Origin of the sequence: Nocardia sp. NPDC058519, from assembly GCF_042719755.1 — a bacterium.
GTDB lineage: Bacteria > Actinomycetota > Actinomycetes > Mycobacteriales > Mycobacteriaceae > Nocardia.
In genome coordinates, this window is sequence record NZ_JBHXNK010000016.1 from 110,850 (window position 1) to 130,828 (window position 19,979).

At 67.1% G+C, this 19,979-nt stretch carries 22 protein-coding genes, 1 pseudogene and 1 riboswitch; of the genes and pseudogenes, 15 read left to right on the top strand and 8 right to left on the bottom strand.

Annotation, left to right across the window (positions count from 1 at the left end; translation table 11 throughout):
• Positions 1 to 24: 24 nt before the first annotated feature.
• The 7 genes from argC to ACFWPK_RS19220 all read left to right on the top strand — a co-directional run bounded on the left by argC (position 25) and on the right by ACFWPK_RS19220 (position 7,208).
• Positions 25 to 1,083, top strand: coding sequence for an N-acetyl-gamma-glutamyl-phosphate reductase (gene argC, locus ACFWPK_RS19190; protein ID WP_378917513.1), 1,059 nt, complete (start codon positions 25 to 27; stop codon positions 1,081 to 1,083).
• Complete coding sequence (argJ, locus tag ACFWPK_RS19195) at positions 1,080 to 2,306, top strand: bifunctional glutamate N-acetyltransferase/amino-acid acetyltransferase ArgJ (protein WP_378917515.1); 1,227 nt, start codon at positions 1,080 to 1,082, stop codon at positions 2,304 to 2,306. Before argC ends, argJ begins: the two co-directional genes overlap by 4 nt.
• Positions 2,303 to 3,217: an acetylglutamate kinase gene (gene argB, locus ACFWPK_RS19200; RefSeq protein ID WP_378917517.1), complete on the top strand. Its 915-nt coding sequence runs from the start codon at positions 2,303 to 2,305 to the stop codon at positions 3,215 to 3,217. The genes argJ and argB overlap by 4 nt, the downstream gene beginning before the upstream one ends.
• Positions 3,214 to 4,416 (top strand): acetylornithine transaminase, encoded by a 1,203-nt coding sequence (locus ACFWPK_RS19205; RefSeq protein WP_378917519.1) that lies wholly within the window; start codon positions 3,214 to 3,216, stop codon positions 4,414 to 4,416. The genes argB and ACFWPK_RS19205 overlap by 4 nt, the downstream gene beginning before the upstream one ends.
• Positions 4,413 to 5,345, top strand: coding sequence for an ornithine carbamoyltransferase (gene argF, locus ACFWPK_RS19210; protein WP_378917521.1), 933 nt, complete (start codon positions 4,413 to 4,415; stop codon positions 5,343 to 5,345). Before ACFWPK_RS19205 ends, argF begins: the two co-directional genes overlap by 4 nt.
• Before the next feature lie 37 nt (positions 5,346 to 5,382).
• On the top strand, positions 5,383 to 5,886 hold the full coding sequence (locus tag ACFWPK_RS19215; protein WP_056824335.1) for an arginine repressor: 504 nt from the start codon (positions 5,383 to 5,385) through the stop codon (positions 5,884 to 5,886).
• Between the two features lie 110 nt (positions 5,887 to 5,996).
• A complete protein-coding gene (locus ACFWPK_RS19220; protein WP_378917523.1) occupies positions 5,997 to 7,208 on the top strand; it encodes a Fic family protein in 1,212 nt (403 codons plus the stop codon).
• A gap of 95 nt (positions 7,209 to 7,303) precedes the next feature.
• Here ACFWPK_RS19220 and ACFWPK_RS19225 read toward each other — a convergent pair whose 3' ends face one another.
• The 5 genes from ACFWPK_RS19225 to ACFWPK_RS19245 all read right to left on the bottom strand — a co-directional run bounded on the left by ACFWPK_RS19225 (position 7,304) and on the right by ACFWPK_RS19245 (position 9,569).
• The gene (locus ACFWPK_RS19225; protein WP_378917525.1) at positions 7,304 to 8,122 is read right to left on the bottom strand and encodes a DUF4184 family protein; all 819 of its coding nucleotides are present in this window, start codon (positions 8,120 to 8,122) and stop codon (positions 7,304 to 7,306) included.
• Between the two features lie 100 nt (positions 8,123 to 8,222).
• Positions 8,223 to 9,023 carry an aldose 1-epimerase gene (locus tag ACFWPK_RS19230; protein ID WP_378917527.1) on the bottom strand — a complete coding sequence of 267 codons (801 nt, stop codon included), beginning with the start codon at positions 9,021 to 9,023 and terminating at the stop codon, positions 8,223 to 8,225.
• A gap of 28 nt (positions 9,024 to 9,051) precedes the next feature.
• Entirely contained in the window at positions 9,052 to 9,207 is a 156-nt protein-coding gene (locus tag ACFWPK_RS19235; protein ID WP_378917529.1) for a hypothetical protein, read from the bottom strand.
• A 60-nt stretch (positions 9,208 to 9,267) separates the two neighbouring features.
• The gene (locus ACFWPK_RS19240; RefSeq protein WP_281258043.1) at positions 9,268 to 9,399 is read right to left on the bottom strand and encodes a hypothetical protein; all 132 of its coding nucleotides are present in this window, start codon (positions 9,397 to 9,399) and stop codon (positions 9,268 to 9,270) included.
• Between the two features lie 29 nt (positions 9,400 to 9,428).
• The gene (locus ACFWPK_RS19245) at positions 9,429 to 9,569 is read right to left on the bottom strand and encodes a hypothetical protein (RefSeq protein ID WP_378908816.1); all 141 of its coding nucleotides are present in this window, start codon (positions 9,567 to 9,569) and stop codon (positions 9,429 to 9,431) included.
• A gap of 273 nt (positions 9,570 to 9,842) precedes the next feature.
• On the opposite strand from ACFWPK_RS19245, the gene ACFWPK_RS19250 reads away from it, so the two are divergent.
• From ACFWPK_RS19250 to ACFWPK_RS19270, 5 genes and pseudogenes are all read left to right on the top strand, one after another.
• Positions 9,843 to 11,045 (top strand): argininosuccinate synthase, encoded by a 1,203-nt coding sequence (locus tag ACFWPK_RS19250; RefSeq protein ID WP_378917531.1) that lies wholly within the window; start codon positions 9,843 to 9,845, stop codon positions 11,043 to 11,045.
• A gap of 105 nt (positions 11,046 to 11,150) precedes the next feature.
• A complete protein-coding gene (gene argH / locus ACFWPK_RS19255; RefSeq protein WP_378917533.1) occupies positions 11,151 to 12,569 on the top strand; it encodes an argininosuccinate lyase in 1,419 nt (472 codons plus the stop codon).
• Between the two features lie 109 nt (positions 12,570 to 12,678).
• Positions 12,679 to 13,212, top strand: coding sequence for a hypothetical protein (locus tag ACFWPK_RS19260; protein WP_378917535.1), 534 nt, complete (start codon positions 12,679 to 12,681; stop codon positions 13,210 to 13,212).
• 9 nt (positions 13,213 to 13,221) lie between these two features.
• Positions 13,222 to 13,347, top strand: a pseudogene (locus tag ACFWPK_RS19265) (SMR family transporter); the annotation flags it as partial.
• An 89-nt stretch (positions 13,348 to 13,436) separates the two neighbouring features.
• Positions 13,437 to 13,501, top strand: a riboswitch (guanidine-III (ykkC-III) riboswitch).
• Between the two features lie 10 nt (positions 13,502 to 13,511).
• Positions 13,512 to 13,826 carry a DMT family transporter gene (locus tag ACFWPK_RS19270; protein WP_378917537.1) on the top strand — a complete coding sequence of 105 codons (315 nt, stop codon included), beginning with the start codon at positions 13,512 to 13,514 and terminating at the stop codon, positions 13,824 to 13,826.
• Between the two features lie 22 nt (positions 13,827 to 13,848).
• On the opposite strand, the gene ilvA is transcribed toward ACFWPK_RS19270, so the two are convergent.
• Together ilvA and ACFWPK_RS19280 are read right to left on the bottom strand one after the other, a co-directional pair.
• Entirely contained in the window at positions 13,849 to 15,072 is a 1,224-nt protein-coding gene (gene ilvA, locus ACFWPK_RS19275) for a threonine ammonia-lyase (protein WP_378917538.1), read from the bottom strand.
• Positions 15,073 to 15,153: 81 nt separating this feature from the next.
• On the bottom strand, positions 15,154 to 16,332 hold the full coding sequence (locus ACFWPK_RS19280) for a serine hydrolase domain-containing protein (protein WP_378917540.1): 1,179 nt from the start codon (positions 16,330 to 16,332) through the stop codon (positions 15,154 to 15,156).
• A 106-nt stretch (positions 16,333 to 16,438) separates the two neighbouring features.
• Between ACFWPK_RS19280 and ACFWPK_RS19285 the strand changes: the two genes are divergently transcribed.
• The 3 genes from ACFWPK_RS19285 to ACFWPK_RS19295 all read left to right on the top strand — a co-directional run bounded on the left by ACFWPK_RS19285 (position 16,439) and on the right by ACFWPK_RS19295 (position 19,462).
• Positions 16,439 to 17,161, top strand: coding sequence for a GntR family transcriptional regulator (locus ACFWPK_RS19285; protein ID WP_378917542.1), 723 nt, complete (start codon positions 16,439 to 16,441; stop codon positions 17,159 to 17,161).
• A gap of 85 nt (positions 17,162 to 17,246) precedes the next feature.
• Positions 17,247 to 18,734 (top strand): NCS1 family nucleobase:cation symporter-1, encoded by a 1,488-nt coding sequence (locus ACFWPK_RS19290; RefSeq protein ID WP_378917544.1) that lies wholly within the window; start codon positions 17,247 to 17,249, stop codon positions 18,732 to 18,734.
• A complete protein-coding gene (locus ACFWPK_RS19295; RefSeq protein WP_378917546.1) occupies positions 18,734 to 19,462 on the top strand; it encodes an aspartate/glutamate racemase family protein in 729 nt (242 codons plus the stop codon). The genes ACFWPK_RS19290 and ACFWPK_RS19295 overlap by 1 nt, the downstream gene beginning before the upstream one ends.
• A gap of 7 nt (positions 19,463 to 19,469) precedes the next feature.
• On the opposite strand, the gene ACFWPK_RS19300 is transcribed toward ACFWPK_RS19295, so the two are convergent.
• Complete coding sequence (locus ACFWPK_RS19300) at positions 19,470 to 19,823, bottom strand: hypothetical protein (RefSeq protein WP_378917548.1); 354 nt, start codon at positions 19,821 to 19,823, stop codon at positions 19,470 to 19,472.
• Positions 19,824 to 19,979 lie beyond the last annotated feature (156 nt).

Here is a 19,979-nt window from a genome sequence, read left to right on the forward strand (position 1 = left end):
TGCATAGTCGTGCATAATCATCACATGGTTGATTCGTCGGGAGGACCCGTGCTGCGGGTGGCGGTTGCCGGTGCGAGTGGATACGCCGGTGGCGAAGTGTTGCGTCTACTGCTCGGGCATCCCGAATACCGAGCGGGGCGCCTCGAGATCGGGGCGCTGACCGCCGGTTCCAACGCGGGTACCGCACTGGGCGCGCTGCAGCCGCATCTGCTGCCGCTGGCCGACCGGATCCTCGACGAGACCACCCCCGAGATCCTGGCCGGTCACGACATCGTGTTCCTCGGCCTCCCGCACGGCCAGTCCGGCGCGATCGCGCAGGCACTGCCCGACGAGACGGTCATCATCGACTGCGGCGCCGACTACCGGCTCACCGACGCCGCCGCCTGGGAGAAGTACTACGGCAGCCCCCACGCGGGCAGCTGGCCGTACGGTCTGCCCGAACTGCCCGGTGCGCGGGCCAAGCTCACCGGCGCGCGGCGGATCGCCGTGCCCGGCTGCTACCCGACCGTGTCGAGTGTGGCGCTGGCCCCCGCGATCGCCGCCGGGATCATCGAGCCCGCGGTGAATGTGGTTGCGGTGAGCGGTACTTCGGGCGCGGGACGCAAGCTCGATGTCGGCCTGCTCGGTTCCGAGGTGATGGGCAGCGTTCGGGCCTACAGCGTCGCGGGCGCGCACCGGCACACCCCCGAGATCGCGCAGAACCTGAAAGCCGCAGGCAGCGTAGATGTCTCGGTGTCGTTCACCCCGGTGCTCGCGCCGATGCCGCGCGGCATCCTCGCCACCTGCACCGCCCCGACGAAGGTCGATGCCGCGCAGGCGCGTGCCGTCTACGAAAAGGCTTATGCCGAAGAACCTTTCGTGCACCTGCTGCCCGAAGGCGTACTGCCGCAGACCGGCTCGGTGCTCGGCTCCAACGCCATCACCCTGCAGGTCACCGTCGATGCCGACGCGGGTCTGCTCGTGGTGATCGGCGCGATCGACAACTTGACCAAGGGCACCGCGGGCGCCGCGGTGCAATCGATGAATCTGGCCGTCGGATTCGACGAGACCGCAGGACTTTCCACCGTAGGAGTGGCACCGTGACGACCCCTGATCCGCAGACCCCGGACCACGGCAAACTGATCCACACCCAGGGCGTCACCGCGCCGCTGGGTTTCCGCGCGGCGGGAATCGCGGCGGGCATCAAGGTCAGCGGCAAACCCGACCTCGCGCTGGTGCTCAACGAGGGCCCCGAGTACTCGGCGGCCGGTGTCTTCACCAGCAATCAGGTCAAAGCCGCGCCGGTGCTGTGGTCACAGCAGGTACTGAAGACCGGCCACCTGCGTGCGGTGATCCTCAACTCCGGCGGCGCGAATGCCTGCACCGGCCACGGCGGTTTCCAGGACACCCACAAGACCGCCGAGGAACTCGCCGCGGCACTGAGCAATTGGGGCACCGAGACGGGCGCGGGTGAGATCGCGGTCTGCTCGACCGGGCTCATCGGTGACCGCCTGCCGATGGACAAGCTGATTCCGGCGATCACCGAGATCGTGCACGAGATGGGCGGCGGCATGTCGGGTGGCTCCGACGCCGCCCACGCCATCATGACCACCGACACCGTCCCGAAGGAGTCGGCGTTCCACAGCGAGGACAAGTGGAACGTCGGCGGCATGGCCAAGGGCGCGGGCATGCTCGCGCCGTCGCTGGCCACCATGCTCGTCGTGCTCACCACCGACGCCGTCGCCACCCCCGACCAGCTCGACTCCGCGCTGCGCAAGGCCACGAAATACACCTTCGACCGGCTCGATGTCGACGGTTCGTGCTCCACCAACGACACCGTGCTGCTCATGGCCAACGGCGCCAGCGGCGTCGCGCCGTCGCAGGAGGATCTCGACGCCGCGGTGTTCACCGTCTGTGACGACCTGGCCGCGCAGCTGATGGCCGACGCCGAGGGTGTCACCAAGCGGGTCCAGGTCACCGTCACCGGTGCGGCCTCCGAGGACGAGGCGCTGACCGCCGCTCGCGCTGTCGCCCGCGACAGTCTGGTCAAGACCGCGCTGTTCGGCTCCGATCCGAACTGGGGTCGCGTGCTCGCCGCGGTCGGCATCGCGCCGGTGACCCTCGATCCGAACCGGATCGCGGTGTCGTTCAACGGCAATCCGGTCTGCGTCGACAGTGTCGGCGCGCCCGGCGCCCGCGAGGTCGATCTGTCCGGCGAAGACGTCGACGTGCTGATCGAGCTCAATGTGGGCGAGGGCACCGCGATGGTGCGCACCACCGACCTCTCCTACGCCTACGTCGAAGAGAACTCGGCGTACAGCTCATGAGTAGCAGTGTGGTGCACACCCTTTCAGCGCTGGACAAGGCGCACGTGCTCGCCGACGCGCTGCCGTGGCTGCAGAAGTTCCGCGACAAGATCGTCGTCGTGAAGTACGGCGGCAACGCCATGATCGACGACGAACTCAAGTCGGCCTTCGCCGCCGACATGGCGTTCCTGCGCACAGTCGGTGTCCACCCTGTGGTCGTGCACGGCGGTGGCCCGCAGATCAACGCCATGCTCAAAAGGCTCGGCATGGAAGGCGAATTCCGCGGCGGCTTCCGCGTCACCACCCCCGAGGTGATGGACGTGGTGCGGATGGTGCTGTTCGGTCAGGTGGGCCGTGAGCTCGTCGGGCTGATCAACGCGCACGGCCCGTACGCGGTCGGCATCTCCGGCGAGGACGCGCACCTGTTCACCGCCACCCGGCGCACCGTGGCGGTCGAGGGCGTCGCCACCGATATCGGCCTGGTCGGCGATGTCACCGAGGTCAACCCCGGCGCCGTGCTCGACCTGATCGACGCGGGCCGCATCCCGGTGGTCTCCACCATCGCCCCCGACGCCGACGGCGTGGTGCACAACATCAATGCCGACACCGCCGCCGCCGCACTCGCCGAGGGCATCGGCGCGGAGAAACTCGTCGTGCTCACCGACGTCGAGGGCCTCTACACCGACTGGCCGGACCGCTCCTCGCTGACCAGCCGGATCGACGCCGACGCGTTGGCGAAGTTGCTGCCGCGCCTGGATGCGGGCATGGTGCCGAAGATGGAAGCGTGTCTGCGCGCCGTACTCGGCGGGGTCCCCAGTGCCCACGTGATCGACGGGCGGGTGCCGCATTCGGTACTACTGGAACTGTTCACCGGAGAAGGAATCGGAACCATGGTGACCCCCGCCGGGTCGCCGGATGGAACGCAATCATGAGCGAAACAGAGATGCTGCAGCAGCGGTGGTCGGCCGCGATGATGGACAACTACGGCACCCCGAAGGTCGCGCTGGTGCGCGGCGCCGGTGCGGTGCTCTACGACGCCGACGGCAAGCGCTACATCGACTTCCTCGGTGGCATCGCGGTCAACAGCCTCGGCCACGCCCACCCCGCCATCCTGGCAGCGGTCACCCAGCAGCTCGGCACCCTCGGCCATGTGTCGAACCTGTACGCCAGCGAACCCGTGATCGAGCTGGCCGAGAAGCTCCTGGCCCATTTCGGCGACGGTGAGGGCAAGGCGTTCTTCTGCAACTCCGGCACCGAGGCCAACGAGGCCGCGTTCAAGATCGCGCGGCTCACCGGGCGGTCCAAGATCGTCGCCGCCGAGGAGGCGTTCCACGGTCGCACCATGGGCGCGCTGGCACTGACCGGCCAGGCCGCCAAGCGGACGCCGTTCGAGCCGATGCCGCCCGGTGTCGTGCACGTGCCCTACGGTGACGCCGCGGCACTCGAAGCGGTGGTCGATTCCGACACCGCCGCGGTATTCCTCGAACCGATGATGGGGGAGAGCGGTGTGGTTGTCCCACCGCACGACTACCTGGCTCGGGCGCGCGAGATCACTTCGCGGGCCGGGGCCTTGCTGATCCTCGACGAGGTGCAGACCGGAATCGGCCGCACCGGAACGTTTTTCGCGCACCAGGCGGCGGGCATCGTGCCCGACGCGATCACCCTGGCCAAGGGCCTCGGCGGTGGTCTGCCGATCGGCGCCGTGCTGGCTCAGGGCCGGGCCGCCGAACTGCTCACCCCCGGCCTGCACGGCACCACCTTCGGCGGCAATCCCGTCTGTGCCGCAGCGGCATTGGCGGTACTGCGGACCATCGACTCCGAGGACCTGCTGACCCACGTGGAGTGGATCGGGAAGCGGCTCAGCGACGGGATCGCCCTGCTCGAGCACCCCGAAATCGACCACGTGCGTGGCGCGGGCCTGCTCATCGGCATCGTGCTGAAAAACGACATCTCCGCGTATGTCGACGAACGGGCGCGCGAGGCCGGCTACCTGCTGAACCCCGCCAAGCCCAACGTGATCCGGTTGGCGCCACCCCTGGTGCTCACCGAAACCCAGGCCGACAATTTCGTCGCCGACCTGCCCGAGATCCTCGACAAGGCCGCCGCCGATGCTAAGGGAGCGACCGAATGACCCTGCGTCATTTCTTGCGCGACGACGATGTGACCCAGGCCGAGCAGGCCGAAATCCTCGCCATCGCGGCCGAATTGAAGAAAGACCCCTTCGCGTACCGGCCGCTGGACGGCCCGCGCGGGGTCGGGGTGATCTTCGAGAAGAACTCCACCCGCACCCGCTTCTCGTTCGAGCTCGGCATCGCTCAGCTCGGCGGCCACGCCGTGGTCGTCGACGGCCGCGACACCCAGCTGGGTCGTGAGGAAACCCTCGGCGACACCGGCAGCGTGCTCTCGCGCTATGTCGACGCCATCGTGTGGCGGACCTTCGAACAGTCGCGCCTCGACGAGATGGCGGTCACCGCAACGGTTCCCGTGGTGAACGCGCTGTCCAACGAGTTCCACCCCTGCCAGGTGCTCGCCGATCTGCAGACGATCAGCGAGCACAAGGGTTCGCTCGCCGGGCGCAACCTCACCTACTTCGGTGACGGCGCCAACAATATGGCGCACTCGCTGCTGCTCGGTGGTGTGACCGCCGGAATGAACGTGACCGTGGCCGCGCCCGCGGGCTTCGAGCCGCTGCCGTGGATCCTGGACGCCGCTGCCGAGCGGGCCGCGGAAACCGGTGCGACAGTGTCGGTCACGGGTGACCCGGTGGTCGGCGCGACCGGCGCCGACGTGCTCGTCACCGACACCTGGACCTCCATGGGTCAGGAGAACGACGGTCTCGACCGCGTCGGCCCGTTCCGCCCGTTCCAGCTCAACACCGAGCTGCTCGCCCACGCCGACCCGGCAGCGATTGTGCTGCACTGTCTTCCGGCCCACCGTGGCGAGGAGATCACCGACGAGGTGCTCGACGGCGGGCACAGCGTGGTCTGGGACGAAGCCGAGAACCGCCTGCACGCGCAGAAGGCGCTGCTGGTGTGGCTGCTCGCGAAAGCCGCCGCGTGAGACCGCGAACCGGGGCCGGCGTGGAGGCCGGGCGATCATGAGTGCACCCGAGAAGGGGTCGCCCGCGATCGCCCGCACCCGCGCCGGCCGCCAGTCGCGCATCATCGAACTGCTGACCTCCCACTCGGTCCGCAGCCAGACCGAACTCGCCGCCTTGCTGTCGGCCGAGGGCATCGAAACCACCCAGGCCACCCTGTCGCGTGACCTCGACGAACTCGGCGCGGTGAAGCTGCGGGCAGCCGACGGCGGCGCGGGCGTCTACATCGTCCCCGAGGACGGCAGCCCCGTCCGCGGTGTCACCGGTGGCACCGGCCGCCTGTCCAAACTCCTCGGTGACCTGCTCGTTTCCACCGACGCCAGCGGCAATCTCGCCGTCCTGCGCACCCCACCCGGCGCCGCCCACTTCCTGGCCAGCGCCCTGGACCGCGCGGCCCTGCCCTACATCGTCGGCACCATCGCCGGCGACGACACCATCGCCGTCATCGCCCGCGAGCCACTCACCGGCGCCGAACTGGCCGCGAAAATCGAAGACCTGGCCTGAGCCGACCACGGTTGGGTTGCCGTGGTCGTTGCTCAACCATGCAGGCTTAAGGTTAAGTAACCTACATTTTTACCTAACCTTAAGTGCATATCGTTAGGTAAGATGTGCAGATGGGCAACACTCCTGGCGGCAGCTGGCCTGCCGTCGAGTACGAGGCGCATTCATGGGTGGTGCGCGATCCTTACGTGTCACGTTCCCAGCTTCGTCGGCACGCGGGGGACTACTCGGCCGCAGTGCTCACCGATATCGCCGATCGACCGGTGGATTTGCCGGTCGCCTTGCTCACCGAAGCCGAAGAGGCCGCGCAGGAACTGGCGCGATTCGACGCGCACCTTTCCGCCGAACTCGGCGTCGACTGTGAACTCGGCCCCATGAGTTCGGTTCTGCTGCGGACCGAGAGTTCCGCGTCATCGCAGATCGAGAATCTCACGGTGGGAGCCAGGCAGCTCGCCCTCGCCGAACTCGGTGAGTACACCAATCGGAACGCGCGCATCGTTACTGCCAATGTGCGCGCTATGGAAGCGGCGATCGACCTCGGCAGGGAAGTCGATGCCGACTCGATCCTGGCCATGCACCAAGCGCTGCTCGGTGAGTCCGACCCTGCGCACGCTGGGCGCTGGCGCGATGAGCAGGTATGGATCGGCGGTAGCAATATCGGTCCGCATGCCGCGGATTTCGTTCCTCCACATCATGATCGGGTGCCGACGGCAATTGCTGATCTGATTCGCTTCACGCGCCGCGACGATCTGCCCGCGCTGGTCCATCTCGCGCTCGCCCACGCGCAGTTCGAGACGATCCACCCGTTCACCGACGGCAACGGGCGAACGGGCCGCGCGCTGGTGCACGCGATGTTGAGCGCGCGGCAGCTGACCGGGCACATCACCGTCCCGATCTCGGCGGGGTTGCTGGTGAACACTGGTAGCTACTTCGATGCGCTGACCCGATACCGCACAGGGGATCCGGATCCGATTGTGCGCCGATTCATCGACGCGACGTTCTATGCCGTCGGCACGGGGCGCCGACTCGTCGACGAACTTCGCGCTGTGCGTGCCACCTACCGCGAACAGACCACCGCTCGCGCCGATTCGGTGGTCTGGAAAGTGATCGACAGTCTCGTCGCACAGCCGGTCGTGAACAGCTCTTATGTTGCCCAGACTTTCGGTACCAGTGGAGTTGCGGCACAGCGGGCAATTGATCGGCTCGTCGAGGCCGGTGTGCTGCGTGAGGTTTCGCAGCGCGCCAGAAACCGGGTCTGGCAGGCCGACGGAATTCTCACGGCCCTTGACGATTTCGCGGCGGGGATCCGACGAGTTCGTGGGTGACGCGACCGCTACTGTGCTCGGGTAGTGTCGCGCTGGGCGCGCAGGCCGGTGAGTTCGTCCCGATCTTCGGCACCGCCGCCCGCGACGCAGGCGACTCACCCACCCACGCCCTGGTCGGCGGAATGACCGCCGCCTTCGCCGCCGCAGTGATCGCCACCCTGACATTCTTCGTCGCCCTCACCTTCCGCAGCATCCGCTCGCCCTGATGTCCGTGCTCGACTCGCACCGATATGCCACAGCAGGGCGTAGATCACCCAGGCGCACGCAGTCGCCTGGGCGGCACCGACGATCGTGTGGCGGACCAGGTCGTAGGTACTGACTCGAGTGACCGGATCATCGACAGCGAGCCCCGCGCCGATCGTGGCCGCCGCGAGGAGAACGGCGATGACGGCCCACCGCCACCGCATCGAAGCGGCGGCGGTGCGGCGGGTGCGGCGCACCAAGAGATAGGCGAGAGTCGCCGTTCCGGCGAGAGAGCAGACATAACCGAGGACGTTGTAGGTCTTGTGTGGCTCGATGACCGTCGTCCGCAACATATCCCAGTGCTGGACAGCGAAACCTGTTGTCTGAGTGAAGGAATCCCAGAGTGCGTGTGTCGCGGCGCCCACGAGAACGGCAATGACGGTCAGAACCGCGCGGCGCCACGCCGGTCCGGAATCGGCCGGGACGGATAGCGATAAGGGCAGCAGCGCAGCGGCGGGGCCTTGGGAGAAGCGGAGTGCCGACAGCATCACGAGACCGATCAGCAGGTCCCACGACAAGATCCCGATGACCGAGTGGGTCGCGGAGCCGGACAGCGGTACCGGCAGGTAGTAGACGACATCCGGGGCGACAGACCCGGCGACGAGGGCGGCAAGGGGAAGGTGCCGGGCAAAGGGCAGCACTGCGATCGGGTGGGCGAACGTGATCGGCACGCAGCCACCGTAATCGGTTGCGGTGCTGCGCTACTCAGCCCTCGAGCGCGGTGGCTGCTGGTCGTTGGCGCGATGGCGCGGAACTCGGCCGGTCGAGCCGTCAGTTCTGTGACAGGCGCTGCCAGGTCCAGTCGACCTGGATGTCGAGTGGTGCGTCGGGGGTGACCAGCTGGGGTTCGGTGTTGAGGCCGTTGGGTGGGCCGGACTGGGCCTCTACGGACAGTGATTGCTCCGGCAGGGTCCAGATGACGACGTCGTGGACCGGGCTGGTGATGGTGAATTCGAGGAAATCGGGCCAGGTGAGGCGGGCGAGGACGCCGTTTGGCATGCCGAAGCAGTCGTCCCACGGTGGCGGTGCCGGCGCGATCTTGCGGCCGGTGGGCAGGTAGTCGTCGCCGCGTTCGCGCTGCCATGCCGGGTCGAAATCGAGCCGCACCGGCCCGGTGGCGGGCGGGACCTCGCGCAGGAACCACGGATGCCAGCCGCCCTGGGCGGGGAAGGAGTCGTGGTCGGTGGCGATGCGCATGGCCAGGGTGAGGCCGGTGTCGGTGAGGGTGAACATCTGGGTGACGGTGCCCGCGAACGGCCACGGCGCACCGAGACGGTGACTGATCGTTGCGGCGTTCGGCGAAGCCTCGACCACGTCCCACACTCCGTCGCGCGCGGTGCCGTGGATGCTGTGCGGGGGATTGTTGATCGGCAACTGATACGTCCGGTCGCCGACGGTCAGTTCGCCGTTGCCGAGCCGACCGGCCCACGGCGCCATGACGAAACACCCGGTTCCCGGGTCCTGCCGGAGCAATTCGGTGCCGTCGACGGTGAGGCTGTGGATCGCGCCGCCGTCGCCCGGGGCGATCGTGAGACCCGCGGAGCCTGCGTCGAGCCGCACATCGTCGGTCATGATTCGCACACCAGCCGCGCGGCAACTCTCAGTTGAACGGGTACTGCCCGCCGCCCGCGCCGCCACCCTGGTTGTTCGGCGTGGCGATGTCGATGATGTTCTGGACCAGTTCGACGACGGCCCTGCCGACATCGAGAACACCGTTGCCGAGGGTCGAGAATTCCTGCGCGATGTAATGGAGCATTGTTCGTCCTCCCATGTGGCGAGCCGAATAGTGCGCTCCCAGCGTGCCACACGCGAGGTGTCAGGAGTTGAGGAAGTTCAGGATCAGCAGCGTCAGCGGAGCGGTGATCTCGAATCCTGTTTGCAAGACATACAGCCCGAGACCAGCGATGGCGTTGTAATTGTCGGAGAGGAACTGCAGGACTTCGTCCATGGTGTGCTCCTTGGATTCGAGGTCGGTGGTCAGGCGAAGAATCCCTGGAGCAGGGGAGTGCCGAGATCTATGACGGTCTTGGCGACCGTCAGGCCGAGGTTTCCGAGTCCGATGACGACCGTGCCGATCAGGTCGTAGTTGGCCTCGGCGAAATCACGTAGCGACTGCATGATGGCTCCTTCGGTCCCGACCCATGGCTATCGACTGTTTGCTGTGACCAGCGTCTCACAGCCGAGAGTACTCGCCAAGGGGTGTGGCAGTGTCTTCGCAGGTAATCGGCTATTTCGGCGTTGTGGGCACGAGGCTGTACCCCCCAGTTATGAATGAGATTGCATCATCATGCATAATCATTTGTAGCAACGGCGTGAGCCGAACCGGCGGCCGGAGCATCCATACTGCTCAGGGCAGCCCGTACGTACCAGACTTCGAGGAGCACAACAGACATGTCCGATCGCGTCGTACTCGCCTACTCCGGTGGGCTTGACACCTCCGTCGCCATCAGCTGGATCGCGAAGGAGACCGGTTCCGAGGTGGTGGCCGTGGCCATCGACCTGGGCCAGGGCGGCGAGGACATGAGCGCGATCCGACAGCGCGCACTGGACTGCGGCGCCGTGGAGGCCATCGTGGTCGACGCGCGCGACGAGTTCGCCGACGAGTACTGCCTGCCCACCATCCAGGCCAACGCCATGTACATGGGCCAGTACCCGCTCGTCTCGGCCATCAGCCGTCCGCTGATCGTCAAGCACCTGGTCGAGGCCGCCAAGTTCCACAACGCCACCACCGTCTCGCACGGCTGCACCGGCAAGGGCAACGACCAGGTCCGCTTCGAGGTCGGCATCGGCGCGCTCGCGCCCGACCTCGAGGTGATCGCCCCGGTTCGCGACTACGCCTGGACCCGCGAGAAGGCCATCGCCTTCGCCGAGCAGAACAGCCTGCCGATCAACGTCACCAAGAAGTCGCCGTTCTCCATCGACCAGAACGTGTGGGGCCGTGCGGTCGAGACCGGGTTCCTCGAGGACCTGTGGAACGCGCCGACCAAGGACGTCTACGACTACACCGCCGACCCGACGGTGAACTTCGAGGCGCCCGACGAGGTCATCATCACCTTCGAGAAGGGTGTGCCGGTCGCCATCGACGGCCGCCCGGTCTCCGTGCTGCAGGCCATCGAGGAGATGAACCAGCGCGCGGGTCGTCAGGGTGTCGGCCGTCTCGACATGGTCGAGGACCGGCTCGTCGGCATCAAGAGCCGCGAGATCTACGAAGCACCGGGCGCCATCGCGCTGATCACCGCGCACCAGGCCCTCGAAGCCGTCACCGTCGAGCGTGAACTGGCCCGCTACAAGCGCCAGGTCGAGCAGCGCTGGGGCGAGCTGGCCTACGACGGCCTGTGGTTCTCCCCGCTCAAGCGCGCGCTCGACGCCTTCGTTCAGGACACCCAGCAGACCGTCACCGGTGAGATCCGGATGGTGCTGCACGGTGGGTCCGCGGTCGTCAACGGCCGTCGTTCCGAGCAGTCGCTCTACGACTTCAACCTGGCCACCTACGACGAGGGTGACACCTTCGACCAGTCGCTGGCCAAGGGCTTCGTCCAGATCCACGGCCTCTCCTCGAAGGTCGCCGCCCGCCGCGACCTGAACCAGAAGTAAAACGCGGAGAATCACCCTCGTAGTCTCGATACCGGCCGGTCCCCACGGATCGGCCGGTGTCGTCATCATCCATGCCCGCCACCCCGACCGGAGGAGACATCGACTATGACCCACAGTGGAACCAACGAAGGTGCGCTCTGGGGTGGGCGATTCGCTTCCGGTCCGGCCGAGGCGATGGCGGCGCTGAGCAAGTCGACGCACTTCGACTGGGTGCTCGCGCCCTATGACATTCGCGCGTCCAAGGCGCATGCTCGCGTGCTGCACAAGGCCGGGCTGCTCGCCGACGATGATCTGCCCGCCATGCTGGCCGGTCTGGACGCGCTCGCCGCCGACGTCGCCTCTGGCGCCTACGGCCCGGCCGATTCCGACGAGGATGTGCACGGTGCGCTCGAGCGTGGGCTGATCGAGCGGGTCGGCACCGAGCTCGGTGGTCGGCTGCGGGCCGGTCGCTCGCGCAACGACCAGGTGGCGACCCTGTTCCGGATGTGGCTGCGCGACGGTGTGCGTCGCGTCGCCGCCGGTGTGCTCGACGTGGTCGACGCCCTGGTCACGCAGGCCGCCGCGCACCCGGACGCCGTGATGCCGGGCAAGACCCACCTGCAGGCCGCGCAGCCGGTACTCCTCTCGCACCACCTGCTCGCCCACGCGCATCCGCTGCTGCGCGACCTGGAACGCCTGCGCGACTTCGACAAGCGCGCCGCCGTCTCGCCGTACGGTTCGGGCGCGCTGGCCGGTTCCTCGCTGGGTCTGGACCCCGAGCAGATCGCCGCGGAGCTGAATTTCACTGCCTCCGCGGCCAATTCGATCGACGCTACCTCCTCGCGTGACTTCGCCGCCGAGGCGGCGTTCGTGCTGGCCATGATCGGTGTCGACCTGAGCCGGATGGCCGAAGAGGTCATCATCTGGAGCACACCGGAATTCGGCTACGTGACCCTGGCCGACGCCTGGTCCACCGGTTCCTCGATCATGCCGCAGAAGAAGAACCCCGACGTCTCGGAGCTCACCCGCGGCAAGGCGGGCCGCTTGATCGGTAACCTCACCGGCCTGCTCGCCACGCTGAAAGCCCAACCGCTGGCCTACAACCGGGATCTCCAGGAAGACAAAGAGCCCGTCTTCGACTCGGTCGCCCAGCTCGAACTGCTGCTGCCCGCCATCGCGGGTCTGGTCGCCACCCTGACCTTCCACACCGACCGCATGGCCGAACTCGCGCCCGCCGGTTTCACTCTCGCCACCGACATCGCGGAATGGATGGTGCGCCAAGGTGTTCCGTTCCGAGTCGCCCACGAGGCGGCCGGTGCCTGCGTGCGGGTCGCCGAGGCGCGCGGTGTCGGGCTCGACGAGCTGACCGACGAGGAGTTCGCCGCCGTCGACCCCGCGCTCACGGCCGGTGTGCGCGAGGTGCTCACGGTCCAGGGGTCGATCGCCTCGCGCAATGCGCGCGGTGGCACCGCCGGTGTGCGCGTGGCCGAGCAACTCGACGAGGTTCGCAAGACCGCCGACGACGCCCGCGCCTGGCTGCGCTGACCGCCCCGTAGCACCCGAGGGGGAGAGGCACCACTACCTCGGGTTGATGCGGACACGCGTGCGCTGCGACCAGCCTTGTCCCCGAATGGTTTCCGCCTCGGAGGACACGATGAGTCAACGCCTCGCACTGCCCGTACTCGCTCTGCTGACCGCGACTACCGCCTTCGGGGCGGGATTGGCGTGGATGACGCACATGCATCACCGCGCATTGCAATACCTCGACCCCACCCGGATGACCGCGTTCGACGACGGTTATGAACTGCTCTCCGATTTCACGGTGATCCCGGTCGGGGTGCTCGGTGTGGTCCTGTCGGCCGTGGTGTTGTGGCTGCGTCCCCGTGGCGTGCCGATCTGGCTGATCCTGACCACGCTCGGACTGCAACTGTCGATCTTCATCACCCGCATCTGGCTGTGGGGTGCCTGGGCGGAGGAGGTCAGGGCCTCGGGCGCGGTGCGGGTCGCGGGCGGCGCGCTGCACCCGGCGTACGAGCGCTACCTGGCCACCAACGGCATCCGCATCGCGATCATCGCCTGCTACGCGCTGCTCGCCCTGGTCATGACGATACTGGCGGCGCGTGCGGCAACCGGTCCGCGTTCGGAATCACCTGTCGCAGTCCGCGATTCCGCGCCGTCGCCGGGCTAGTCTGCGGCCATGACCCTGCTCTTCCTGGTATTGGCCATCGCCACCGAGGTGACCGCGACCGTGTCGCTGAAACTGTCCGAAGGCTTCACGAAGCTGGTTCCGTCGATCGTCGTAGTAGTCGGCTACGGTGCGGCGTGCTCGCGCAACGCACGTGGTGGTGACCGGCAGGTGGTGACTTCACCCACCACCTGCTTGCCAAGTGGTTGCCGGTGTGACAGCTTGGCAGTGAGCCCGGACGGGGCTCCCGGACGAGGGTAGCCGTACCCGGAGTGCGACAAGACGGCCACAGGAGGCTCGTCATGTCATGGATTCTGCTCGTCATCTCCGGTGTGCTGGAAGCGGTGTGGGCCACCGCGCTCGGCCGGACCGAAGGGTTCACCCGACTCGTTCCGACCGTCGTGTTCGGCGTAGCCCTGGCAGCCAGCATGACCGGACTCGCGCTGGCCATGCGCGATCTCCCCATCGGCACCGCGTATGCGGTCTGGGTGGGCATCGGCGCCGTTCTGACCGTCGTCTATGCCATGGTCACCGGCGCGGAAGCTTTCTCGGTGGTGAAGGCCGTGTTCCTGGTGATGATCGTTGCCGGTGTGGTCGGGCTGAAAATCGCGCACTGAACTCGATGGGGCGCACGGGGTTCTAGAGCTCGGCGTGTACGCGGAAACCCGAGTCACGCAGTGCGTCCAGGACGTCGTCGCGGTGCGCGGAGCCGCGGGTTTCCACGGTGAGCGACACCTCGACCTCGTCGACGGCCAACCACGGACCCGTCCGCGAGTGCACGACGTCCACCACGCTCGCGCCCGCGCGCCCGACCACGGCGAGCAATGCGGACAGGGCGCCCGGCCGGTCATCGATCGTGACATGGATGGCCAGGTAGCGGCCCGCGGCGCTCAGACCGTGGCCGATCACGCGAGTGAGCAACAGCGGGTCGATATTTCCGCCCGACAAGATGGTCACCACCGGGCCGGGCAGATCCGCGAGAGCGGAGGTGAGCAAGGCGGCGACGCCCGCCGCACCGGCGGGTTCGACGACGAGTTTGGCCCGTTCGAGGCAGAGCAACAGCGCTCTCGACAGAGCGTCCTCGTCGACGGTGATGATCTCGGACACCAGCTCGGCGACGTGGGCGAAAGGCACCGCGCCGGGTAGCCCGACCGCGATACCGTCGGCCATTGTCGACATCCGCGGCACCCGGACCGGCCTGCCCGCCACCAGCGAATCCGGCCACGCCGCCGCCTCGGCCGCCTGCACGCCGATCACCCGGACATTCGGCGCCAACGCGTGCAACGCCACCGCGACACCCGCGAGCAGCCCGCCACCACCGGTCGGCACGACAACCGTGCCCACCTCGGGAACCTGCTCGAGGATTTCCAGCGCGACCGTCGCCTGACCGGCGACGATATCGGGATGGTCGAAGGGATGGATCAGGGTCGCGCCGGTCCGATCGGCGAATTCCTGTGCGGCGACCAAGGATTCGTCGATCGTGTCACCCACCAGATGCACGTCGGCGCCGTAGGCGCGGGTAGCGACCAGCTTCGGTAGCGAGGCCCCGACCGGCATGAACACCGTCGAAGCGATCCCGAGTTCGCTCGCCGCCCACGCCACTCCTTGCGCATGATTGCCCGCGCTGGCCGCCACCACACCCCGCGCCCGATCCGCCGCGGGCAGATTCGCGATCCGGTTATAGGCCCCGCGCGGCTTGAACGACCCGGTCCGCTGCAAGTTCTCGCATTTGAGCAGCACCTGCGTGCCCGCCCGGTCCGACAACACCCGCGACCCCACGATCGGCGTCCGTCGGATCACCGGCGCCAGCAGCCGCGCAGCTTCCTCGATCCGCTCCAGTCCCACGGTCTCCATCGGCCACATAGTGCCAGGTTCGGCATCGCGCGTCGGGTATCCAGGTGTTGCGTCCATATTGTGCAGCGATCGACCGCCCCAGCCAGTGGCTCAGGGGAGTTGCGTCGACTTCGCGATGTTGTGGGCGATGGTGCCGAGGCGGGTGAGGCGGGCATCGCCGAGCGGGGTGAGTTTGCCGCCGAGGCGATTGGTGACGAAGGCGAGCGAGAGGCCGGTTTCAGGATCGGCGAAGGCGCCGGAGCCGCCGAGCCCGAAATGGCCGAAGGCGGAGATCGGGTCGGCCTTGGAGGGTTTCATCGGGACGCCGTGGAAGCCCATGGCCCAGGGGATGCGGAAGGCCAGGACGTAGTCGGGGGTGAAGACCTGGCGGGTGGCGAACCGGGGGATCGAGTCGGGGGAGAGGATGCGGGTGCCGTCGAGTTCACCGCCGTTGGCCAGGGCGGCGTACACGCGGGCGAGCGCGCGGGCAGAGAAGACGCCGTTCACGCCGGGCATTACCGAATCGTGAACGCGCTCATCGACGATGAGGTCGGCGAAACCGCGCGGGGTGGTCTCCGCGGCGGCGGCGAAGCGGGTCCGGGTGAGCAGATCGGAGCCGGTATCCCAATCCATGCCCGCGGCGCGCAGCCGCGGGAAGGTGGTGGCGATGCGGTGGCGCTGATCGTGCGGCACCCGAAACCAGAGTTCTTCGGCGTCGAGAGGTTCGGCGAGTTCGGTGCGCACCACATCGACGAACTCGCGGCCGGTGACCCGCGCGACGATCTCGGCGGCCAAGTGCCCGTAACTGATTCCGTGATAGCCGCTGGTGATTCGATGTCGCGGGTCGGGAGTGGCGGCGGCCAGAGCTGCGGTGACGGCATCGTCATCGAGGAAACTCTCGACCGGGCCGGGCAGCAGACCGCGCAGCCGGTGCAGGCCCGCGCGGTGGGTGAGTACATCGCGCACGGTGATACCGGCCTTGCCCGCCGCGGCGAACTCCGGCCAGTACTCGGCGACGGGGCTGTCGTAGTCGAGCTGTCCACGGTCGGCCAGTTGGTGAATCACCGTGGAGGCCACGCCTTTTCCGGTGGAGAAACCCAAGGCCACCGAATCGGCCGTCCACGGCACACCCGGACTCGCGTAGCCCGCCCACACGTCCACCACCGGCTCGCCGTGCAGATACACGCACAGCGCGCCACCGCCGTGCGACGGCTTGCGGAACAGCTGGTCGAAGACGGTGACCAAGCGGACGAAACGGCGATCCACCGACTGCGCTGTCGAAACTCCCATCCTCCGAGCATGCCATCACGCACTAGGGACCGGTCGGTACGGTGATCGTTTCCCAACTGTCACATCGAACAGTCCGCGCGCAATACACGGTCCATAGCATGTTCACATGCCCCCGAGACGACGATCGGCGCTGCTCGCAAGGCTTGTGGTCGATGAGCCAGGCCGACCGCAGGTGATTCTCGGCGAACTGCGCCGGGTGATCCTCGACGGTGCCGTACCGCCGTGCACCGTGATCCCGCTGCGTGAAGTCGCCGAACTGTTCGGGGTGAGTCACATCCCGGTCCGCGAGGCCCTCAAGACGCTGATCGGGGAGGGGCTGGTCACCCACCGCCCGCAGCGCGGCTATCAGGTGGCTCAGCTCACCGCCCGTGAACTGCGCGAAATGTACATCGTGCGTGACACTTTGGAGACGGCGTCGCTCGCCGCGGCCGCGATGCACGCCGATGAGCCCGAACGCGCGCACCTGCTCGCGGTGAACGAGCTACTCGAACGCGCCATCCTCGACGACGATCCCGAGGCATACCAGCGACAGTCGCGCAGCTTCCATGTGGCGCTCACGCGGCCGTCGCGGATGTTCCGGCTGCTGCACATGCTCGAAGCCGCGTGGAATGTCACCGAGCCGGTGCAGTCGATGGTCCACATCGACCGGCTCGACCGCGAGCGCCTGCACATCGATCACATCGCCATGCTCGACGCGTTCCTCGCACGCGATATCGACCGCCTGCTCGTGGTCGCCGAGGAACACCACCGCAGGCTGGAAACGGTGGTCGCCACCCTGCCGACCGATACCGGACTGCTCGCGCCGGAAGATATATCTTCGGTGCAATAGGCGTGAAATTCCCGGGAAACCGCAGGGCAACCGCTGATACTTACCGTCAGTTCAGCAGATGTACCCTTTTCGGACGGGAACGATCATGACCGACACCATTACGTCCTCGGCGATTCCCGCCGGTGAACCACCCACCTATGATCCACGGCTGACGAACGAGGACCTGGCACCGCTGCGCAAGCAGAGCTGGGGCACCTACAATATCTTCGCGTTCTGGATGTCGGACGTGCACAGCGTCGGCGGATATGTCACGGCGGGAAGCCTTTTCGCGCTCGGTCTGGCGAGTTGGCAGGTGCTCGCCGCGCTGCTCATCGGCATTACCATCGTGTACTTCTTCTGCAATCTGGTGGCAAAACCGAGTCAGATGACCGGTGTGCCCTATCCGGTGATCTGCCGCAGTGCGTTCGGCGTGCTCGGGGCGAATATCCCCGCGATCATCCGCGGGTTGATCGCGGTGGCCTGGTACGGAATTCAGACGTTCCTCGCGTCAGCGGCGCTGGATGTCGTTCTGGTGAAACTGTTTCCGGGATTGGCGCCTTACGCGGTCACCGCTGACTACGGGTTCCTCGGACTGTCGGCGCTCGGTTGGGGCAGCTTCCTGCTGCTGTGGGTGCTGCAGGCATGCGTGTTCTGGCGCGGCATGGAATCGATCCGCAAGTTCATCGACTTCTGTGGTCCCGCTGTGTATGTCGTGATGTTCCTGCTCTGCGGTTACCTCATCGCGAAGGCCGGCTGGAGTGCCATCGACCTGAACCTCGGCGATGTGAAATACACCGGCTGGGCGTCGGTGCCGGTCATGCTCGGCGCGATCGCGCTCGTCGTGTCGTATTTCTCGGGGCCGATGCTCAACTTCGGCGACTTCTCCCGATACGGCAAGAGTTTCGCCGCGGTGAGACGCGGAAACCTCCTCGGGCTCCCGGTGAATTTTTTGGTCTTCTCGGTGCTGGTCGTGGTCACCGCCTCGCTGACATTGCCGGTGTACGGCGAGCTGATCACCGATCCGGTCGCCACCGTCGCCAAGATCGACTCCACGTTCGCGATCGTGCTCGGTGCGCTCACCTTCACCATCGCCACCATCGGAATCAATATCGTCGCCAATTTCATCTCACCGGCTTTCGATTTCTCGAATGTGAGTCCGCAGCGGATCAGCTGGCGGGCGGGCGGCATGATCGCGGCGGTCGGCTCGGTGCTGATCACGCCCTGGAATCTGTACAACAATCCCGACGTGATCCATTACACCCTCGAGGTGCTCGGCGCCTTCATCGGACCGCTGTTCGGGGTGCTGATCTGTGATTACTACCTGGTGCGCAAGCAGAAGGTGGTCGTCGACGATCTGTTCACGATGTCGGAGCAGGGGACCTACTACTACACGAAGGGCTACCACCCGGCCGCGGTCATCGCGACCGCCGTCGCCGCCGTGGTCGCGGTGTTCCCGGTGCTGGCCAACAGCCTGCCCGGCATGCACACCGCCGCCCAGTACAGCTGGTTCATCGGCTGCGGCATCGGCTTCGCTGTCTACTATCTGCTGACCGGTGCCGAGCGCAGGGCCGCTGCCGAGGAGGTCGGTGTCTGATGCGCATCCGGGTCGTCAACCCGAACACCACGCGGGCGATGACCGACACGATCGAGCAGTGTGCGCTGGCCGTCGCGGGCCGGGGCACACTGCTCGACGCGGTCACCTCCGAGATCGGGCCCGCCTCGATCGAGAGCCACTACGACGAGGCGATGAGCGTGCCCGGCCTGCTCGCCGCGATCCGGCAGGGCGAGGCAGACGGCGTGGACGGGTATGTCATCGCCTGCTTCGGTGATCCGGGATTGGACGCGGCACGGGAACTGGCGGCGGGGCCGGTGATCGGGATCGCCGAGGCGGCCATGCACACCGCGAGTCATCTCGGTCGCGGATTCAGTGTCGTCACGACGCTCGGACGCACCATCGGGCGGGCGGCGGATCTGGCGGAACGCTATGGGATGCAACGGTTCTGCCGGGGGATCCACGCGTGTGAGATACCGGTACTCGAGCTCGAGACCGACCCGGACGCGCGCAAGATCGTCACCGAGGCATGCCGGGCGGCCGTCGCGCAGGACGAGTCCGACGCCGTTGTGCTCGGGTGCGCGGGAATGGCGGATCTGTGCGCGCACATTCGGGCCGAGATCGGGGTGCCGGTGATCGACGGTGTCGCGGCGGCGACGTTGACCGTGCAGTCGCTGCTGACGATGGGGCTGCGCAAGTCGGGTAGGGGAGAGTTCGCGACACCGCCGCCGAAGACCTATACGGGTCTGCTGGAACCCTTCGGCTCGTGAATGCTGGTCAGACGCCGGCGGTCTGGGCGCTCAGCGCGTTCAGCACCGCCTCGAGATCGTCGACGTCGACGACCAGGCGGGTGAAGTCGGGACCGTCCAGGTCGATCCGGACCGCGCTGCCGCCGAAAGTGGTGTCCCAGAACTCTTTGCGGCCCTTGCCGCGGTAGACGCCCGCCGCGATCACGCCGGGGATGAAGGTGCCGGGAGCGCGGACCCACGGGGGCCGCAGGTCCACTTCCGCGGTGGCGATCTCGGTGATCGCGGCGCGGTCGAACACGACCTGCTGGCGCAGGGCGAGTAGGCGATGCCCACCGAGCACATTGACCGTCACCGTGTCGTCGTTGATCTCGACCTCGACCATCACATACCTCACTCGCCGTCGTGCGGACCGTTCGAAGTCCAGCTTCGCCGGGTGGCCTGTTCGCGGACTGTGGTGAGCCTGTGATTTCGCCAAGGAACTAAGAAACATCGACAGATATAGATATGCGCATCTATCTGATTAATCGCCATGGGAAGG

What these genes read in the sequence shown, in the direction of transcription:
- argC (WP_378917513.1), top strand. Translation starts at nt 25, where the DNA reads ATGGTTGATTCGTCGGGAGGACCCGTGCTGCGGGTGGCGGTTGCCGGT.
- argB (WP_378917517.1), top strand. Translation starts at nt 2,303, where the DNA reads ATGAGTAGCAGTGTGGTGCACACCCTTTCAGCGCTGGACAAGGCGCAC.
- ACFWPK_RS19205 (WP_378917519.1), top strand. Translation starts at nt 3,214, where the DNA reads ATGAGCGAAACAGAGATGCTGCAGCAGCGGTGGTCGGCCGCGATGATG.
- argF (WP_378917521.1), top strand. Translation starts at nt 4,413, where the DNA reads ATGACCCTGCGTCATTTCTTGCGCGACGACGATGTGACCCAGGCCGAG.
- ACFWPK_RS19215 (WP_056824335.1), top strand. Translation starts at nt 5,383, where the DNA reads ATGAGTGCACCCGAGAAGGGGTCGCCCGCGATCGCCCGCACCCGCGCC.
- ACFWPK_RS19220 (WP_378917523.1), top strand. Translation starts at nt 5,997, where the DNA reads ATGGGCAACACTCCTGGCGGCAGCTGGCCTGCCGTCGAGTACGAGGCG.
- ACFWPK_RS19230 (WP_378917527.1), bottom strand. Translation starts at nt 9,023, where the DNA reads ATGACCGACGATGTGCGGCTCGACGCAGGCTCCGCGGGTCTCACGATC.
- ACFWPK_RS19235 (WP_378917529.1), bottom strand. Translation starts at nt 9,207, where the DNA reads ATGCTCCATTACATCGCGCAGGAATTCTCGACCCTCGGCAACGGTGTT.
- ACFWPK_RS19240 (WP_281258043.1), bottom strand. Translation starts at nt 9,399, where the DNA reads ATGGACGAAGTCCTGCAGTTCCTCTCCGACAATTACAACGCCATCGCT.
- ACFWPK_RS19245 (WP_378908816.1), bottom strand. Translation starts at nt 9,569, where the DNA reads ATGCAGTCGCTACGTGATTTCGCCGAGGCCAACTACGACCTGATCGGC.
- ACFWPK_RS19250 (WP_378917531.1), top strand. Translation starts at nt 9,843, where the DNA reads ATGTCCGATCGCGTCGTACTCGCCTACTCCGGTGGGCTTGACACCTCC.
- argH (WP_378917533.1), top strand. Translation starts at nt 11,151, where the DNA reads ATGACCCACAGTGGAACCAACGAAGGTGCGCTCTGGGGTGGGCGATTC.
- ACFWPK_RS19260 (WP_378917535.1), top strand. Translation starts at nt 12,679, where the DNA reads ATGAGTCAACGCCTCGCACTGCCCGTACTCGCTCTGCTGACCGCGACT.
- ACFWPK_RS19270 (WP_378917537.1), top strand. Translation starts at nt 13,512, where the DNA reads ATGTCATGGATTCTGCTCGTCATCTCCGGTGTGCTGGAAGCGGTGTGG.
- ilvA (WP_378917538.1), bottom strand. Translation starts at nt 15,072, where the DNA reads ATGTGGCCGATGGAGACCGTGGGACTGGAGCGGATCGAGGAAGCTGCG.
- ACFWPK_RS19280 (WP_378917540.1), bottom strand. Translation starts at nt 16,332, where the DNA reads ATGGGAGTTTCGACAGCGCAGTCGGTGGATCGCCGTTTCGTCCGCTTG.
- ACFWPK_RS19285 (WP_378917542.1), top strand. Translation starts at nt 16,439, where the DNA reads ATGCCCCCGAGACGACGATCGGCGCTGCTCGCAAGGCTTGTGGTCGAT.
- ACFWPK_RS19290 (WP_378917544.1), top strand. Translation starts at nt 17,247, where the DNA reads ATGACCGACACCATTACGTCCTCGGCGATTCCCGCCGGTGAACCACCC.
- ACFWPK_RS19295 (WP_378917546.1), top strand. Translation starts at nt 18,734, where the DNA reads ATGCGCATCCGGGTCGTCAACCCGAACACCACGCGGGCGATGACCGAC.
- ACFWPK_RS19300 (WP_378917548.1), bottom strand. Translation starts at nt 19,823, where the DNA reads ATGGTCGAGGTCGAGATCAACGACGACACGGTGACGGTCAATGTGCTC.